This is a genomic window from Parageobacillus caldoxylosilyticus NBRC 107762 (genome assembly GCF_000632715.1).
GTDB lineage: Bacteria > Bacillota > Bacilli > Bacillales > Anoxybacillaceae > Saccharococcus > Saccharococcus caldoxylosilyticus.
In genome coordinates, this window is the sequence record NZ_BAWO01000024.1 from 26666 (window position 1) to 42779 (window position 16114).

Genomic DNA, 16114 nt, shown 5'->3' on the forward strand with positions numbered 1-16114 from the left:
TTCCCTAGAGGCGATGCATTTCTTCCCACACAGTGATGACAACCACCAGCGCTTTTTCATTTTCATTTCTATGTCAAAACTTCTTATATAATCCATTTTTTAATCACTCAAAAAACGGGAAATTAAGCTATTTGTCCTATATTTACATAATATTCGAAAAGTTTAATTATCATTCCTGCAAGCCAAAAGTAGTATGATGCACGGTATAAACGGTTGTTTCGAAAAAAATAGCCTGTCCGTCCATGCGAACAGGCATCAGTGGATATCATTATGATTCGCTGTCTCCTCTCGCCCGCAATGTAATGGAAGTTGTTTTCTTTTCTCCATTGCGATAAAAGACAACCCTCACTTTCTCACCAATTTTCGTTTTCGTATATAAATATCTTCGCAACGCACTGACGCTGTCTACCTTTTGCCCATTCATTTCGACGATGACATCTTTCGATTGAAGTCCCGCATCCGCAGCTGGAGAGAACGGTTCTACCGCTGCCACCGCCGCTCCTGCCGTTACGCTGTCTGGCAATTGCAGCTGTTCTTTTCGCACCTCATCGGAAAGATCGGCGACATCCACAAGCTGCACGCCAAGATACGGACGCTTTATTTTCCCATATTGCATCAGCTGTTCCACAATCGGCTTGACATCTTCGCTTGGAATGGCAAATCCTAATCCTTCCACTCCCGTTTCAGAAATTTTTAAACTGTTAATTCCTATCACTTGCCCCGCACTATTAATAAGCGCGCCGCCGCTGTTACCCGGGTTAATCGCAGCGTCGGTTTGAATCACGTTTAACTCCCATTCGCCAGCAGAAGTGGAAACGGGCATGGTTCGCTTTCCGCTCACAATTCCTTCCGTCACCGTCCTCGATAAATCAAGGCCAAGCGGATTGCCGATCGCCGCAACTGGCTCCCCGATCCGCAACTTGGACGAGTCACCGAAACTTGCTACTTTGGTGACGCGGCTGCCATCAATTTTTAATACCGCTAAATCCGTTAGCGGATCGGCTCCTACAATCTCTGCTTTCACCTTTTTGCCATCAGCCAGCGATACTTCTACTTTGTTCGCCCCTTCAATCACATGGTTGTTCGTGACAATATACGCGGTATTTCCATCTTTTTTAAAAATGACTCCCGAACCGGTTCCCGCTTCCTGGTCTTCTGTACGATCAGAAAAGAAATCTTCCTGCTTTTGAATGTTCACGACACCGACAACGGCATCCGTGACGTTTTCAATTGCGGTTATCATATTATTGGATACGCTTCTCGTCGGCTGCAGCGGGAGAGCCTCTGTAGATGTAGAAGTGCCGGTCTGTTTCGTTTCTCCTGCAGATGACGAAGGTGACGAAATGCCAACCTTCGGCGCAGCGTATAACGTAATCGCACTGCCAAGCACCGCCCCAGCAAGCGAAGCGGCAAGCCAAGAAAAGAAACGGCCTTTTTTCGGCGGTCGAACGGTTTGTGGTTCATATGGTGGCATCATATTCATATCCATCGTTCCTTTCTCCTTTCTTCATCTGTTGTTTTATTCCGTGGCGACAGGCAATGGCCGTTTTCTTTTGCGATGGCGCTGTGCCACAAGCAATCGAAGCGACACATAAATTCCTGATAGCGTTAATAAAATAATTGCCACAGCGGCGATATCAATCGCCCATTTAACATTGAAGGAACCAAGTCTCCCCTCATGCAGTCCGCGGATGATGCCAGCAAGCGATTGTACAGACCCGCCCGCTTCCCGTACCTGCCTGCCCTCTTGGAAATTGTTGAAATGCTCTGGTGTCGATGAATTCGGGGAAAGGAATTCGCGATGTTCTCCCCTTTCTTGCTGACCAATCAGCCACGGCTCTGCCAGCAAAAGCCCTGTCACTGCCTCCGTTAACAGGAAAATAGAAGTAATTAATCCTATCCATAAATGCGCTTGCCTGATTCGTTTCACTATACGATTCCTCCTTTAATCTCGTCGGAAAACAGTATAAGCAAAAAAAGTGAAAATATGGTGAAAAATTGATTTTTGTCAACCCGTTTCGCGTTTTCATCGATTTTTCACGAACATCTGTTATGATTATTCATAAGGAGAAACGGAAATGAGAAAGGAAGAAAAGACGATGAAAATCTTGCTTGCTGAAGATGACTTGTACCTAGGGGAATTAATCGTTCACCTGCTAAAGAAAAAAGGTGTTGACCATATCGATTGGGTGCAGGAAGGAGAAGAGGCATACGATTACGCGCTTGCCTCATTTTACGATGTATTGGTGCTGGATTGGATGCTGCCAAACGGGGACGGCGTGGAGATTTGCAGACGGCTTCGGGAAAACGGCTACACGGGCGCCATTCTGATGCTAACGGCAAAAGATGCGGTACAAGACCGCGTAGAAGGGCTGGAGGCAGGCGCCGATGATTATCTCGTCAAACCTTTTGAAATTGATGAATTAATGGCTCGCCTTAAAGCGCTGGCGCGGCGCACATTCCTGCCGCTTCAGGAAGACATCGTGCATTTCCATGGCTTCGTGTTAAACCGAACGAGCCATACCCTTCACCGCGGCAACGAAGAAATATTATTGACTCCGCGCGAATTTCAAGTATTAGACCTTCTTTTACAAAACCGCGGACACGTCGTACCGCGTGAAACAATCCTTGACCGCGTATGGGGATGGGATGCCGATGTGTCGATGAAAACGATTGACGCCACCATTAAACTATTACGGAAAAAGCTAAAAGGAGAGATCATTCAAACGGTGCGCGGGGTGGGATATAAAATTGATAAATAAATGGAATGATTGGCTGCAGAAAATCAAAAACAGCGACCTGTTTCACCGCACGCAATGGCGCCTGACCGCATTATATAGCGGTATTTTGATGGTGTTTCTCACTCTATTTATCGCAATTGCTGCTTTTCTTTTTTATTTGGTTGCCACCAACGACCAAGAACGGCGGATCATTAGCCTGGTCAATCAAGAACAAAAAGCGATCGAACAGTTTCTGTTGAAACAAAGCGATTTTGATTTTTTTGACGAGGAAAGCGTCGTATTATTAAACGAGGATCAATTCTTTTTTTACGTCGTAGGCACGGATGGACAACTGATTGCGGGAGATGAGGTCAACAAATATATGAGGCCGTTTTTATTAAAAGCCTTGCAAGAATCAAGGGTAAATGAACATGTGCCTACTTATGTAACAGTCGATATTCCTGAACAGCTGGCTGCATTTACCCGCCTTCATTCCCATGAATTGCGGCTTTTGACCGCCGCACGTCCCGTTGTTCTGCATGGAAATGTCATTGGCATCTTGTATGTCGGCGTGGATGTCACATCCTTTTTTAACATCTTTCGCTGGCTATTAGTCGTTTTGATCGGTCTAGCTATTTTATTTATCGGCGTTGCCGTTGTATTAAGTTATTTTATGTCCAAACGGGCGCTTATTCCGATTCAAGAAGCGTATGACCGCCAGCGGCAGTTTGTCGCCGACGCATCCCACGAGCTGCGGACGCCGCTTAGCGTCATTTTTTCCTCTGTCGAAGCACTCGCAATGGAAGAAGAAGTAACGAAAAACGAATTTGCGCACAAGCTGTTAACGCGGCTTCGGGAAGAACTCAAACGGATGACAAAGCTTATCAATGACTTATTGACGTTAGCGCGTGCAGATGCAAAACATGCCTCCTTGCAGTTGGTCAAAGAAACATTTGATTTCCGCCCGTACGCTGAACGCACGCTCCAGTTATTATCCGAATTAGCGGCAAAAAAACAAATTCAAATGCATCTTCACGCTCCCGAGTCAATCATCATTACCGCCGATGCGGACAAGCTGACACAGCTTTTATATATATTGCTTGACAACGCGATCAAATATACTCCCGATCACGGCGAAGTCTCTTTATCTCTTCGCCTGGAGCCTTGGAAACAGCAGAAACGGCTGACGATCTCGGTAAAAGACACGGGAATCGGCATTCCTCCTGAAGCAATCCGCCGCATTTTTGACCGCTTCTACCGTGTCGACAAAGCGCGCTCGCGCCAACAGGGCGGTCACGGGCTCGGCTTGTCGATCGCCAAATGGATCGTTGATGCGCACGGCGGCACGATTGACGTGCAAAGCGAAGTCGGCAAAGGAAGCGAGTTTATCGTCAAAATCCCGTGCTAAGCGTCTTCCGATCATGGAAGGCGCTTTTTTTTATAAAAAATTTTTTGCTTTCGTTTTTTCACCTAATTTTCTCTTTTCTTTTTTACAATGCAAACTGCACGAGGGAAAAACCAAAAAACATTCCCCTTTGCGTCCATGTCCGCGATCTTTTTGAAGCGCTGGCTTTATTCGCGGACAAGCGAAGCACCGCAACACCGTCCACACCATATGGAAAAGGAGGTGACAGCGTGCATGGAAAAAAGAACAGCTGTCCTGCTTGCCGTTTTGTTTCTTGTGGGATACGGGGTGATGCATATGATTCCGTTTTGGTTTGGAAGCCGCTTGATCATTTTCGATATGGACATGCCTCATTACGGCGGACCGTTTGCCGGGCATCGCCATTTTGCCTTCTATCAAGGGCCAGCGGGCATGATGGCTCCCCATGTCTGGATGATGTTTGGAATCCTTGTCTTTCTTTTTCACCTATCGTTGCTTGTCATCGGCTGGGTATGGTGGAAAACGGCAGGATCTTTTAAATGGCTGGGATTGGCGTTGATGGCGTGGGGGCTCATTGGCTTGCTGCCGAAATGGGCATTGATCGCGTTGGCGTTTGTCGCTGCTTATCTTCTGAAAAAACGCCAACAGCAACAGACAAGCTCCATCGGATCATGGCCAACGCCGTCCATTCAAGCGGCACATATTTTAGATGAATGGGAAAAAAACATAAAAATGGAGGATTCGTAACATGGGATTATTCCGCCGTGTCAAAACGATGATACTTGCTGATTTGCATAAACTGGTCGATCAATGGGAAGACCCGATCGCCATGACAAAACAATACTTACGCGAACTCGAGGAACATATTCAACAAGGCCATCAAGCCCTCACCCAGCAAATACTCGCCGAACAGCGCTATGAAACGTTGATCGCGCAAACGAAAGCGATCATCGAAAAGCGAGCTCGCCAAGCAACATTGGCGCTCGAACGGAACGAAGAAGCGATAGCGAAGCTCGCGCTGCGGGAAAAACTATTGTATGAGAAAAAATTATCCGCCTATGAGCAACAATACAAAACAGTGAAAGAAAAAAACGCATACGTGACAGAACAATTAAAACAGCTACAGGAAAAATATGACGAGCTTTCAGCAAAACAATTAGAATTGATCGCACGTGCCAACGCCGCCAAAGCGCTGAAACAGATGGATGCCTCCCTCGCTTCCTTCCATCCCGATCACGCGCTGCGCGGATTCGCGCGCATGGAAGAACGTATCCTTGCTTTAGAAGCGGAAACCACCGCCGCCCGCCACTTCTTGGCGTCTAAACATTATCGCCCTTCCTCTCTGGAAGAAGAGGTAGAAAACGAACTGGCCAAATGGAAAGAAGCGCAAGCAAAAACAAACTAATCAATCCCCCCTTTTTATATAGATGGGTGGCTGATCCTCAAAACTTTCGGGATCAGCCACCTCTTTATTTCTATTCTTATTGCTGGCAACACAACCGGCTCGTACCTTTGTCTGTAGGCCAGCTTGATAAAACAGATCGATGTAGCTGTTCAATTCACTTTTACACTGCATTTCATTATTACATCCCCTCTTGTTACTACGCTATTCTTTGCGATATATTCTAAATCTCCCGCTTTATCAAGCAGATTGGTAATAACAATCGGGGTTACGATTTCTTTATGTTTTTGCTCCAAACAATCGAGGTCTACATTCAGTAAAGGGTCTCCCACTTTCACTGTTTCGCCGGCGCTTACCGCGACTTCAAATCCTTCCCCATTTAGCTCTACAGTCTCTAATCCAATATGAATAAGTATTTCTAATCCTTCCTCTGAAACGAGGCCGACTGCATGCTTCGTAGGGAAAATTTGCACAACCTTTCCGTTAATAGGGGAAACTACTTTTCCGTTTTTCGGAATAATCGCCAAACCGTCTCCCATCATTTTCTGGGCAAATACAGGGTCAGGAACTTCTTCTAGCGGTATTGCTTCCCCATCAAGCGGGGAATGTATTTCTACTACTCTCGTCTCTATTTTTTTACTAAATAATTTTTTCAGCATATCTCAACCCACTTTCTATCCGTTTTTAAAATGTAATTTTAATGAATAAAAATAAACAAACGATAGAGAGAAAAAATACTAATGTACTACCGAAAAGTCTCACACATGCTCCTTTATGTTTGAGCTCTATCTTTCCTTCTTTTAATAACGTTGGTTGTTCTTTTCTTTGTTGATGCAAGCCGAATAAGAGAATGATGCTGGCAAAGAGATTTCCAATAAGCAATTGAGATGCAGCTACCATCCACAATGTCACATATGATAACTTGACATGCCTTTTGTTTTCTAAATCATTTACCGCTACTTTTGTTAATACAGCAAAAAAAGGATTTAGCATCGCTATAACAAACATAATGGTGATGATCGGCTCGCGGATTACAGGAGTGAAAAATGTTTGGTTCGCATGAAGCGCCACTAAGTACAGGTAAGTGACAAAAATCAATGGTACTGCATAAAAAAAGTAAATGGCTGCTTTAAAAAAAACAGTGCTTTTAGCCATTATGGTCTGAGAGTTCCAAGTCAAAAAATTTTTCGATCTCCTCATGGTTGTTCACCATTTTTTTCTTCATTTTGCAGTTGCTTAAGATAATCGACATAGTGACTAAAAAGCGTCTCTCCTATAATAAAAAAAGAAGCAAATGTGTTAAGTTTAGTGCCATCGCTTAATTCGTTGCTCGAGCTATTGGCATATAAGTTAAAAGGAGTCATCCTTGCCAACCGATTATTTTTTAAGTTTGTTACTGAAATAAATGGTATTCCTTTCGCGACCAATGACTGTACTGCTGGAAAAATCGTCGGAGTATCTCCGGAAAAAGAAATAATAATGACTAAATCATCTAGCGTCAGGTCTTTAATTACCATTTCAAATTCCGTTTGCGCCTGAATGACATGTAAATATTTTTTTACAGCCAGAAACATTCGTTGTAATTCAAAGGCACAATCTAATTGCGCCGTACCGGTTCCATAAACAAATATTCTTTGCGCGCGATGGATTAATTTGCACATTTCAGAAAAATCTTTTGTCTTGATATATTTTAATGTTTCGAGAATATCGTTGCTTAAAATTTCGACTTGGCTTTTATCGCTACTGTTCCCTTCTTGTTCCTGCCATTTCAGAAACACACGAAATTCACTATATCCGCTAAACCCAAGCTTTTGGGCCAATCTTAAGATAGATGAACGCGAAACATTGCACTTTTCTGCTAAACTGTTGATTCCTAATTTGTGGCATTCGCTTTTATTGTTTAAAATATACTTTAAAATATGGAAATCGGTCTCATTTAGTTGATTATAATGTTTATTAATCAATTCTTCGATTTTCATTGTTTTACCCTCCTTCCTTTAAAAAGTTTACTATAAAGAAAGGAGGAGAACGAAAACAAAAAGTACAACATTTTGTACTTTTTGTTTTCGTATTCTTTTTAATGTAATTCTGGCCAATATCCTTTATTTGCTTCGATTAAATCATCTAATATTTGTTTTGCTACTTTTGCGCTTGGTACTGTTTTAGATAGTGTTATAGCTTGCCATAATTTTTGGTAAGACCTTGTTATCCATGCTTCTACCACTAGCTTTTCCACAGATACTTGTTGTTCCATTAATCCTTTTTGGAATTGTGGAATTTCTCCGATCGATAGCGGTTCAGGACCATTGCTGCCGACAATGCATGGAATTTCCACCATTGCGGTCGGGTCAAAATTAGAAATAGCTCCTTTATTTTCTACAATAAGCAACATTCTTTCATGAGTGTTATAAGCAATGGCACGTGCCAAATCAACAATGTATGAAGCGTGTTCGTCAATATGAAGAGCGCAGCCTTCTGTTGATTGGTTTTCAATGACTTTTTTACATTCCGTAAATACAAATTTTTCGCGTCCATCCATTACTTCATTTGCTCTTGTATAATTCGGGTTAGAATGTGCCACTACTTCATCCGGGAACAAATAGTATTTTAAATATGTGTTCGGCAACGTATCCGGATCTAACGCATATACGTCTCTCGCTTTTAAGAATGTATCTTGCCAGCTAGCATCAACATGCTGATTGTCCCCACCGTCGTTTACAAGGTATCCGTACTTTGCAACATGCTCCTTTAATTTAGGCATTAAATCATTTCCTTCTTTGTCGCGAATATCTGTCCACCATCCAAAATGGTTTAATCCATAATATCTTACCGTCATTTCTTTGCGGGATTTTAACCCTAAAATTCGCGCCATACGTTCTTCAATCGCGACAGGCATATCACAAATGTTAAGTACTTTCGAATGAGGACGGAGACGGCGCGTCGCTTCAGCTACAATCGCTGCTGGATTGGAATAATTGAGCATCCATGCATTAGGAGAGTATTTTTCCATATAATCAATTAATTCTAATACTCCTCCAATAGAACGCATTCCATATGCAATTCCACCTGGCCCGCACGTTTCTTGGCCTACCACGCCATATTTCAACGGAATTTTTTCATCTAATTCACGCATAGCGTATTTTCCAACCCGAATGTGGGCCATGACGAAGTCAACGTCGGTAAATGCTTCTTCCGGATCAGTAGTAGCGAGAAACTCAATTTCTGGAGCTTTTTCTCTTAAAATAACTTCACACGCTCCGGCAATGATATCTTGACGTTCTTTATCAATATCGTACAATTTTAATTTACGAATTGGAAATTTATCTAAGTTATCCAATAACATTAACACAATCCCCGGAGTAAATGTGCTTCCCCCACCTGCAATCAAAATGGAAAACTTTTTCATTTTTCTTCCTCCTTTTTATAGTGAGCGCTTTCACTACTGTTATAGCAAACCGAAAATATGGGAACAATGGATTCCAGCCATTCTGGACCTAATCACACTTTCCGTTCTTTTTCACATTAGATAAGAATTTTCCCATCTTTTTATCCATTATGAGATGATTGTTATGACCCTGTTTTAAATCCCTTTTCTTCTAAAGCTTTCTCGAACTGCTCTCGCACTTGCGGAACCGATAAACCAACGATCACTTGAATTGCTTTGCCATTACGAACGACACCATGGGCCCCTGCAGACTTGAACACACTATCCGGCGCGACTTTTGATTCATCATTTACACTAACGCGAAGGCGTGTGGCACAATTAGTAACCGACACGATATTTTCAGGACCACCGAGCGCATCTAAAAATTGCAATGCTTGAACTGTATAGCTGTTGCTACTGACATTTTGGTTAGCCTGTTTTTTTGCTTTATAATCTGCTTTCGTATATAATTTCGTCTCTGATGAATCATCCGCTTCGCGTCCCGGCGTCGCAACATTAAATTTAAGAATCAAATATCGGAAAACAAAGAAGTAAATAATCATAAACGCGAAACCGATTGCCCATTGGATGAGATAAGTCGTGCTGTGATATTTAAATAGTGGAATCCAGTTTGCCGTAGCGATTTCTAGCAGTCCCCCGCCCATATTTCCTACAACGCCGAATGCATACATCACCGCTGCCATTGTGGCTGCTAAAATTGCATGAACGGCAAATAACCAAGGTGCCACAAACAGGAAAGTAAATTCAATCGGTTCTGTAATTCCAGCAATAACAGCCGTTAAAGCGGCAGAGATTAATAGCCCTGAAACTTGTTTTCTTTTTTCTGGTTTTGCAGTAACATACATCGCTAATGCAATGCCTGGAATACCAAAGATTTTAGACATCCCATGCAATGCAAATCCGCCTTCTGGAAACATTTGTTTTAAAGAATGGGCAGATGTTGCGTATTCTGATAAATGCTCCATCCAATACTTAGCGATTCCTCCTTCAACAACCGCAGGACCAAAGACAAACGGACCGTAGATGAAGTGATGCAATCCTGTTGGAATAAGGATGCGCTCTAAAAATGTATACAACCAAACCCCAAACACTCCCGAACTTGCTAAAAATCCTTGTAAAGATGCGATGCCATGTTGTACGATTGGCCAAACATATGCTGTTATTAAAGCAACTGGAAGCATCACAAGAAACGCAATAATCACCACAAATGATGAACCTTGAAAAATGCCAAGAAAATCAGGAAGTTTCGTATCGAAATAGCGATTATGAAGCGCTACAACAATAGAAGATATAACGATCGCTCCAATAATGCTCGTATCTAATGTTTTGATTCCCGCAATCATTGTCAAACCGCTAACTCCGCCAGCTTCCTGGCTGAAATCTACACCAAATTTATCTCCCCAAAGAGTCAATATCGCGTTAATAAAATAGTTGAAGGTTAAATAAGTAACAATCGCTTCCATACAAGCTCTCGCATGGGCCTTTTTTGCCAACCCAATCGGAATGCCTATAACAAACAATAACGGCATTTGTCGGAAGACCGTCCATCCACCCTCTTCTACTACCGTCCAAAACTTGTACCACATTCCATTCGGATCAGCAATGGACCCCATGATATCAGGATTTTTAAATAAGATGGTCAAGCCAACGACTATACCAGCGAACGGAAAAAGCAATACCGGTACAAACATGGCCGCACCAAACCGCTGAATTTTTTGCATCATGTCCACTCACTCCCCCTTCTTAGGCTTTCATTTGAAAATGCAATGAAGATGCACCTTTTTGATAGCGCTTTCTTTTTTCTTTATAACATGATTGTTTTTGATAAAACAATAAAGCCGAAGCAAGCTGTTCGTTTTCACTTCTCTTGTTCCTTTTCCCAAAATTCAAGAAAATTCCCGAAATGAGCAGCTATATATATGAGCAGCTATATAATGGAATACTAGAGCTATGCCCACCCCCACTTTTAAGAAAAGAAAACAAAATGGCCTTTTCCGTATTGGAAAAGACCTTATTTCCGATGCATTTTAAACTGCAAAAACAGCTCGTTATAATATGCGAGCATCCGTTTTCCTAAATTCTTGTACACTTCCAAATTCCCGATGGAGTCAAAATCAGGATAAAACCGTTTATCTTCGGTGATCTCCTTTGGCATATAATCAAGCGCTTTTTTATTTGGCGTCGAATAACCGACATACTCTGCGTTTTGTGCGGCGTTTTTCGGGTCAAGCATAAAATTGATAAATTTATGCGCCCCTTCAATGTTTTTCGCCGTTTTCGGAATCACCATATTATCGAACCATAAGTTCGATCCTTCTTTCGGCACGACGTAATCGAGCTTATCATTTTCCGCAATAATTTCCGCCGCATCTCCTGACCAGACGACACCGATCGCTGCTTCTTCATTCGCCAAAAGCATTTTAATTTCATCACCCACAATCGCTTTGACATTCGGCACGAGGCGGTCTAATTTTTCTTTCGCTTCTTTGAGATGCTCCTTGTTCGTATCATTCAGCGAGTAATGCAAGCTGTTTAGCCCCATGCCGATCACTTCGCGCGCGCCATCTACCAATAAAATTTGATTGCGCAAATCCGGATCCCATAAATCATTCCAACTGGTGATTTTTTTGCCGCCAAGCATGCCCGGATTATAGACGATGCCGACCGTCCCCCAAAAATACGGAACGGAATAACGGTTGCCAGGGTCAAACGACAAATTTAAAAAGCGAGGGTTGATATATTTTAAGTTTGGCAATTTGGAATGGTCGAGCGGAATAAGCAGACCGTCCTCTTTCATTTTGCTGATCGCATATTCCGACGGCACGGCGACATCAAACGTCGCGCCGCCTTGAGCGATCTTCGCCATCATTGCCTCGTTCGAGTCAAACGTTTGGTAAATCACTTTTATGCCTGTTTGCTTTTCAAATTTTTTGATGAGCGCGGGATCAATATAGTCGCCCCAGTTATAAACGGTTAACGTATTTTTCCCCACATAGCCTTCCGTCCGATTCAACGCAAGCGAAACATAGTAAAGCAATAGTGCGGCGCCAAATACAGCGGCAAAAAAGATGGTCAGTTTTTTCATCTACGCCGCCCCCCCATTCCGGATACAGCACTTTTTTGGCTGATGAAGTAATAGCCGATGACAAGCGCAATCGTCAATAAAAACAACAGCGCCGACAGCGCGTTAATCGACAGCGAAATGCCTTGGCGCGCCCGCGAGTAAATTTCTACTGACAGCGTAGAAAAGCCGTTTCCGGTCACAAAAAAGGTGACGGCAAAATCATCGAGCGAATACGTCAGCGCCATGAAAAAGCCGGCAAAAATCCCAGGAGTAATATACGGCAGGACGACTTTCGTCAGCACATCCCATTGATTCGCTCCTAAATCACGCGCTGCGTCGATCAATGTCGAACTCATTTCCTGCAGTTTCGGAAGCACCATGAGTACCACAATCGGCACGCTAAACGCAATGTGGGATAATAAGACAGAGGTAAACCCAAGCTGAATGCCGATCATCGTAAACAAAATTAAAAATGAGGCGCCGATGATGACATCGGGACTGACGATCAGCACGTTGTTTAACATCAATAATATTTGCTTCATTCGCCAGCTTTTCACGTAATAAATCGCCAATGCCCCCATTACGCCAAGAATCGTGGAAATCGCTGATGACAGAAGGGCGATGGTGATCGTATTCAGCACAATAATCCATAGCCTCGTGTCATGGAGGACTTCTTTATACCAGTCTAGCGTCACTCCCTCAAAATCATGCATCGTACCGCCGCTGTTAAATGAATAGTAAATTAAATACACAATTGGCATATACAAAATGACAAAAACCACTGCTAAATATACTTTTCCCCATTTGTGATTGCTTCGCATCGCTTCACCCTCGCTTCCGGTTTCCTGTCACAGCGACAACGGCCGCCATGGCGATAATCAGAAACACCGCAATCGTCGAGCCCATGCCCCAGTTTTGCGTGACAAGAAAATGTTCTTCGATCGCCGTGCCAAGCGTAATCACACGGTTTCCCGCAATAAGCCTTGTGATCATAAACAAGGACAGGGACGGGATAAACACCGCCTGACATCCTGCTTTTACTCCATCAAGCGTCAGCGGGAATACAACACGGCGAAACGTCGTCCACGCCGAAGCGCCAAGGTCGCGCGCCGCATCGACAAGCGATGGATTCAATTCCTCAAGCGCATTAAAAATTGGCAAAAGCATAAACGGAATAAAGATATACACCGATACAAACACAAAACTAAAATCAGTAAACAAAATTTGCTTGGGGCCAATGCCGACCGCCGCCAATATGGCGTTTGCCAATCCGTAAGTACCAAAAATCCCGAGAAACGCATACACTTTTAACAATAAGTTCACCCATGTCGGTAAAATCAGAAAAAGCAGCCAAAGCTGTTTATGCTTCGTTTTCGTCAGAGCGTACGCGGCCGGATAGGCAATCAACAAGGAAAAGAACGTCACCAACAACGCATACCAAACGGAACTCGCCGCCATTTTTAAATAAATCGGCGTAAAAAACATTTTATAATTGGACAACGTCCACTTTCCTTCAATATCAAAAAAGGAGTAATACACGATCAACAGAATCGGCGCGACGACAAATATCCCTATCCAAACGACATACGGCAATAAATAAACGTTGCGTATGCTAGTTTTCATCGATTTTCTCTCCATCCTCCTCGCTGATGCGCATAACATGAATCGCCTCAGGGTCAAAATAAAGACCGATTTCTTCGCCGACTTCCGCTTTTTTCGTCGAATGGACAAGCCACTCATTGCCATCCTCGTCATAGCAGCACAGCTCGTAGTGCACGCCGCGGAACAACTGCGAATCGACGCGCACTTGCAGCTTTCCTTGGGCGCGCGTCGTTATTTGCAAATCTTCCGGACGGATGACGACATCGACCGGTTCATTCGGACGAAATCCTTTATCAACGCACATAAACCGCTTTCCCGCAAATTCAACGAGGTAGTCTTTGAGCATAACTCCGCGCAAAATGTTGGACTCCCCGATAAAATCGGCGACAAAACGGTTAACCGGCTCATCATAAATTTCTTTCGGCGTGCCGCTCTGCTGAATCTTCCCTTTGTTCAGGACAAAAATTTGATCAGACATCGCCAATGCCTCTTCTTGATCGTGCGTGACAAAAATAAACGTAATTCCTAAACGGCGCTGCAGTTCGCGAAGCTCATACTGCATTTCCGTGCGCAGCTTCAAATCAAGCGCTGACAGCGGTTCATCGAGCAGAAGCACCTCTGGCTCGTTGACGATCGCGCGCGCAATCGCCACCCGCTGCCGCTGTCCGCCAGACATTTCTTGCACACTTCGATTCTCGTATCCTTCCAAATTGACAAACCGGAGTGCTTCCATCACTTTTTCACGAATCTCCGCTTGTTTTTTCTTTTTGATCCGCAACCCGAACGCCACGTTTTCGAACACGTTCAAATGCGGAAACAAGGCATAATCTTGAAATACCGTATTGACCTGCCGCTTATTGGCCGGAATATGATTGACCGGTTTTCCATGAAAATAAATCGTCCCTTCCGTCGGCTCCGTAAACCCCGCGATCAAACGAAGAATCGTCGTCTTCCCGCATCCCGACGGCCCCAGCAGCGTATAAAATTTGCCTCGTTCGATATCAAAGCTGATGTCATCCAACACTACTTGGCCGTCATATATTTTCGTCACCCGCTCAAAGCGAATGATCGCCTCTTTTTCCATCAGCCCTCACCCCTTGTTTCGAAAATAAAATTTTTTATATCATTCCCTACAAGAAAGACCAAGCTCTTCCTACATATTTTCTTATCAATCACTATTATTAGAACATGCGCACCATAAAGGTGCAATAAAAAACTCGTTTCTCCTTAGCATCGTGCTAGAGAGAAACGAGAATGCGCAAATAGGTCACAACGTGATATTGACATTATGAAGGAAAGACTGCCAGAACCACTATCACAATTGCTCGCAGGTATGATAAAAATGAACAGTTACCATTATCCTATCACGCTGGAACGCTGGCTCAATTTCTTACGATATTAGCACGTTTTCCATTTTTCGTACTTAAGATAAAAACAGAGGTTGGCCGGATGATGCCGATTTCTTTTAATTCCCCATAGGTAAGATAAAACTCACCGGCTTTCGCTTTCATCGTATCCCAATTTCGGTTTTCAATTCCTTATAGTTAAGATAAAAACCTAAAAAACGTTGATGTATCAACGTTTTTCCAATGTCGTTATGTTCAGTATACGCCATTTTGAAAATTCCGTCAATATACGAAAACGCCGATGGCTGTAGGGAGGTAAGGAAAAAATGTCGTCAATCCCCCACGCTTTTTGCACGATTGGAGGTCGACGACAAACAAAGGAAGTGCTCAGCGTTCGAAAAGAAGGCGAAACATGCCGAAACCTTGGGAGTTTCGTCCGCCAATACCTACGCGATACAAAAAGGTTAAGTTGCCTGGAGACGAACGAAGGCGATAATATCCGAGCCAAGCGGTAATATAAAATCCTTTAAAAACCGTTACGACTTTATGCTTTTCGGTTACGCGAATCGGTTCGATAAATAACCGTTCTTTTGGCGGAACGCCGTAATACGCTTCATATTTATTGCGGAAATTTAATTCGACTAAATGAGAAAATACTTCATCATATGGACTAAAAAATTGCGTTTTTTTGCTTCCGTCGACGGTTTCGTACGTGCTGTAAACCGTTAGCGGCGAAAGCATCTCTATTTCAATTTCTTCGCTTTTAATCTCTCGCTTTTCTACGTCAATTCGCTTTACTTCCACAGGCTGTCCACCTATTTGCACATCTGAACGCAACAACAAATATTCCCCAAGCTCTTGCGTTACTTCCGGCAATACGGTGCCGACATGCCAATGGAACTCATCGTAAAACGTAATCGTCTTTCGCTCTAAGTTTAGTTGATGAGAACCGAAAAGACGGCTAAACGTAAACAGTTTGAACGACCGCTTCCCCTTGCGAAATCCGACTTCATGTAAAAAATGAGCGAATGTTGGATTTTGCAAAGAATGATATAGCAATCCTTGCAGTTGTTGTTGATAATGAAGCGGGAGAGTAACCGGCTTCTCTCGCCCGCTCATCGTGATCGTCAATCGCATCGTTTCCCTACTTT

At 43.4% G+C, this 16114-nt stretch carries 16 protein-coding genes; 4 read left to right on the forward strand and 12 right to left on the reverse strand.

The window, feature by feature from the left end:
• Positions 1 to 268: 268 nt before the first annotated feature.
• Together GCA01S_RS07900 and GCA01S_RS07905 are read right to left on the reverse strand one after the other, a co-directional pair.
• A complete protein-coding gene (locus tag GCA01S_RS07900; RefSeq protein WP_026078384.1) occupies positions 269 to 1483 on the reverse strand; it encodes a S1C family serine protease in 1215 nt (404 codons plus the stop codon).
• A gap of 36 nt (positions 1484 to 1519) precedes the next feature.
• Positions 1520 to 1930, reverse strand: a complete 411-nt coding sequence (locus tag GCA01S_RS07905; RefSeq protein ID WP_017434372.1) for a PepSY domain-containing protein — start codon at positions 1928 to 1930, stop codon at positions 1520 to 1522.
• 169 nt (positions 1931 to 2099) lie between these two features.
• Between GCA01S_RS07905 and GCA01S_RS07910 the strand changes: the two genes are divergently transcribed.
• The 4 genes from GCA01S_RS07910 to GCA01S_RS07925 all read left to right on the forward strand — a co-directional run bounded on the left by GCA01S_RS07910 (position 2100) and on the right by GCA01S_RS07925 (position 5509).
• Positions 2100 to 2762 (forward strand): response regulator transcription factor, encoded by a 663-nt coding sequence (locus GCA01S_RS07910; RefSeq protein WP_026078385.1) that lies wholly within the window; start codon positions 2100 to 2102, stop codon positions 2760 to 2762.
• Positions 2752 to 4128: a sensor histidine kinase gene (locus GCA01S_RS07915; protein WP_017434374.1), complete on the forward strand. Its 1377-nt coding sequence runs from the start codon at positions 2752 to 2754 to the stop codon at positions 4126 to 4128. The genes GCA01S_RS07910 and GCA01S_RS07915 overlap by 11 nt, the downstream gene beginning before the upstream one ends.
• A 231-nt stretch (positions 4129 to 4359) precedes the next feature.
• Complete coding sequence (locus GCA01S_RS07920; RefSeq protein WP_052510026.1) at positions 4360 to 4851, forward strand: hypothetical protein; 492 nt, start codon at positions 4360 to 4362, stop codon at positions 4849 to 4851.
• A gap of 1 nt (position 4852) precedes the next feature.
• Positions 4853 to 5509, forward strand: a complete 657-nt coding sequence (locus tag GCA01S_RS07925; protein ID WP_042408845.1) for a PspA/IM30 family protein — start codon at positions 4853 to 4855, stop codon at positions 5507 to 5509.
• Between the two features lie 149 nt (positions 5510 to 5658).
• On the opposite strand, the gene GCA01S_RS07930 is transcribed toward GCA01S_RS07925, so the two are convergent.
• From GCA01S_RS07930 to cas6, 10 genes are all read right to left on the reverse strand, one after another.
• Positions 5659 to 6165: a PTS sugar transporter subunit IIA gene (locus GCA01S_RS07930; RefSeq protein WP_042408848.1), complete on the reverse strand. Its 507-nt coding sequence runs from the start codon at positions 6163 to 6165 to the stop codon at positions 5659 to 5661.
• A gap of 25 nt (positions 6166 to 6190) precedes the next feature.
• Positions 6191 to 6685, reverse strand: a complete 495-nt coding sequence (locus tag GCA01S_RS07935; RefSeq protein ID WP_255212269.1) for a hypothetical protein — start codon at positions 6683 to 6685, stop codon at positions 6191 to 6193.
• Positions 6686 to 6702: 17 nt separating this feature from the next.
• Entirely contained in the window at positions 6703 to 7485 is a 783-nt protein-coding gene (locus GCA01S_RS07940; protein ID WP_042408852.1) for a MurR/RpiR family transcriptional regulator, read from the reverse strand.
• Positions 7486 to 7583: 98 nt separating this feature from the next.
• A complete protein-coding gene (locus GCA01S_RS07945) occupies positions 7584 to 8912 on the reverse strand; it encodes a 6-phospho-alpha-glucosidase (protein ID WP_042408855.1) in 1329 nt (442 codons plus the stop codon).
• Positions 8913 to 9073: 161 nt separating this feature from the next.
• Positions 9074 to 10675 carry an alpha-glucoside-specific PTS transporter subunit IIBC gene (locus tag GCA01S_RS07950; RefSeq protein ID WP_042408857.1) on the reverse strand — a complete coding sequence of 534 codons (1602 nt, stop codon included), beginning with the start codon at positions 10673 to 10675 and terminating at the stop codon, positions 9074 to 9076.
• Positions 10676 to 10962: 287 nt separating this feature from the next.
• On the reverse strand, positions 10963 to 12036 hold the full coding sequence (locus GCA01S_RS07955) for an ABC transporter substrate-binding protein (RefSeq protein ID WP_042408861.1): 1074 nt from the start codon (positions 12034 to 12036) through the stop codon (positions 10963 to 10965).
• Positions 12033 to 12836 (reverse strand): ABC transporter permease, encoded by an 804-nt coding sequence (locus GCA01S_RS07960; protein WP_042408865.1) that lies wholly within the window; start codon positions 12834 to 12836, stop codon positions 12033 to 12035. Before GCA01S_RS07960 ends, GCA01S_RS07955 begins: the two co-directional genes overlap by 4 nt.
• Before the next feature lie 4 nt (positions 12837 to 12840).
• Positions 12841 to 13638: an ABC transporter permease gene (locus GCA01S_RS07965; protein ID WP_042408867.1), complete on the reverse strand. Its 798-nt coding sequence runs from the start codon at positions 13636 to 13638 to the stop codon at positions 12841 to 12843.
• Positions 13628 to 14701: an ABC transporter ATP-binding protein gene (locus GCA01S_RS07970; RefSeq protein WP_042408869.1), complete on the reverse strand. Its 1074-nt coding sequence runs from the start codon at positions 14699 to 14701 to the stop codon at positions 13628 to 13630. The genes GCA01S_RS07965 and GCA01S_RS07970 overlap by 11 nt, the downstream gene beginning before the upstream one ends.
• Positions 14702 to 15350: 649 nt before the next feature.
• Positions 15351 to 16100: a CRISPR-associated endoribonuclease Cas6 gene (gene cas6 / locus GCA01S_RS07975; RefSeq protein ID WP_017434388.1), complete on the reverse strand. Its 750-nt coding sequence runs from the start codon at positions 16098 to 16100 to the stop codon at positions 15351 to 15353.
• Between the last annotated feature and the right edge of the window lie 14 nt (positions 16101 to 16114).

Excerpts from the sequence above, each read along its gene's own strand:
- GCA01S_RS07945 (WP_042408855.1), bottom strand. The coding sequence starts at position 8,912 with ATGAAAAAGTTTTCCATTTTGATTGCAGGTGGGGGAAGCACATTTACT.
- GCA01S_RS07920 (WP_052510026.1), top strand. The coding sequence starts at position 4,360 with ATGGAAAAAAGAACAGCTGTCCTGCTTGCCGTTTTGTTTCTTGTGGGA.
- GCA01S_RS07900 (WP_026078384.1), bottom strand. The coding sequence starts at position 1,483 with ATGAATATGATGCCACCATATGAACCACAAACCGTTCGACCGCCGAAA.
- GCA01S_RS07925 (WP_042408845.1), top strand. The coding sequence starts at position 4,853 with ATGGGATTATTCCGCCGTGTCAAAACGATGATACTTGCTGATTTGCAT.
- GCA01S_RS07930 (WP_042408848.1), bottom strand. The coding sequence starts at position 6,165 with ATGCTGAAAAAATTATTTAGTAAAAAAATAGAGACGAGAGTAGTAGAA.
- GCA01S_RS07950 (WP_042408857.1), bottom strand. The coding sequence starts at position 10,675 with ATGATGCAAAAAATTCAGCGGTTTGGTGCGGCCATGTTTGTACCGGTA.
- GCA01S_RS07910 (WP_026078385.1), top strand. The coding sequence starts at position 2,100 with ATGAAAATCTTGCTTGCTGAAGATGACTTGTACCTAGGGGAATTAATC.
- GCA01S_RS07955 (WP_042408861.1), bottom strand. The coding sequence starts at position 12,036 with ATGAAAAAACTGACCATCTTTTTTGCCGCTGTATTTGGCGCCGCACTA.
- cas6 (WP_017434388.1), bottom strand. The coding sequence starts at position 16,100 with ATGCGATTGACGATCACGATGAGCGGGCGAGAGAAGCCGGTTACTCTC.
- GCA01S_RS07940 (WP_042408852.1), bottom strand. The coding sequence starts at position 7,485 with ATGAAAATCGAAGAATTGATTAATAAACATTATAATCAACTAAATGAG.
- GCA01S_RS07970 (WP_042408869.1), bottom strand. The coding sequence starts at position 14,701 with ATGGAAAAAGAGGCGATCATTCGCTTTGAGCGGGTGACGAAAATATAT.
- GCA01S_RS07960 (WP_042408865.1), bottom strand. The coding sequence starts at position 12,836 with ATGCGAAGCAATCACAAATGGGGAAAAGTATATTTAGCAGTGGTTTTT.
- GCA01S_RS07965 (WP_042408867.1), bottom strand. The coding sequence starts at position 13,638 with ATGAAAACTAGCATACGCAACGTTTATTTATTGCCGTATGTCGTTTGG.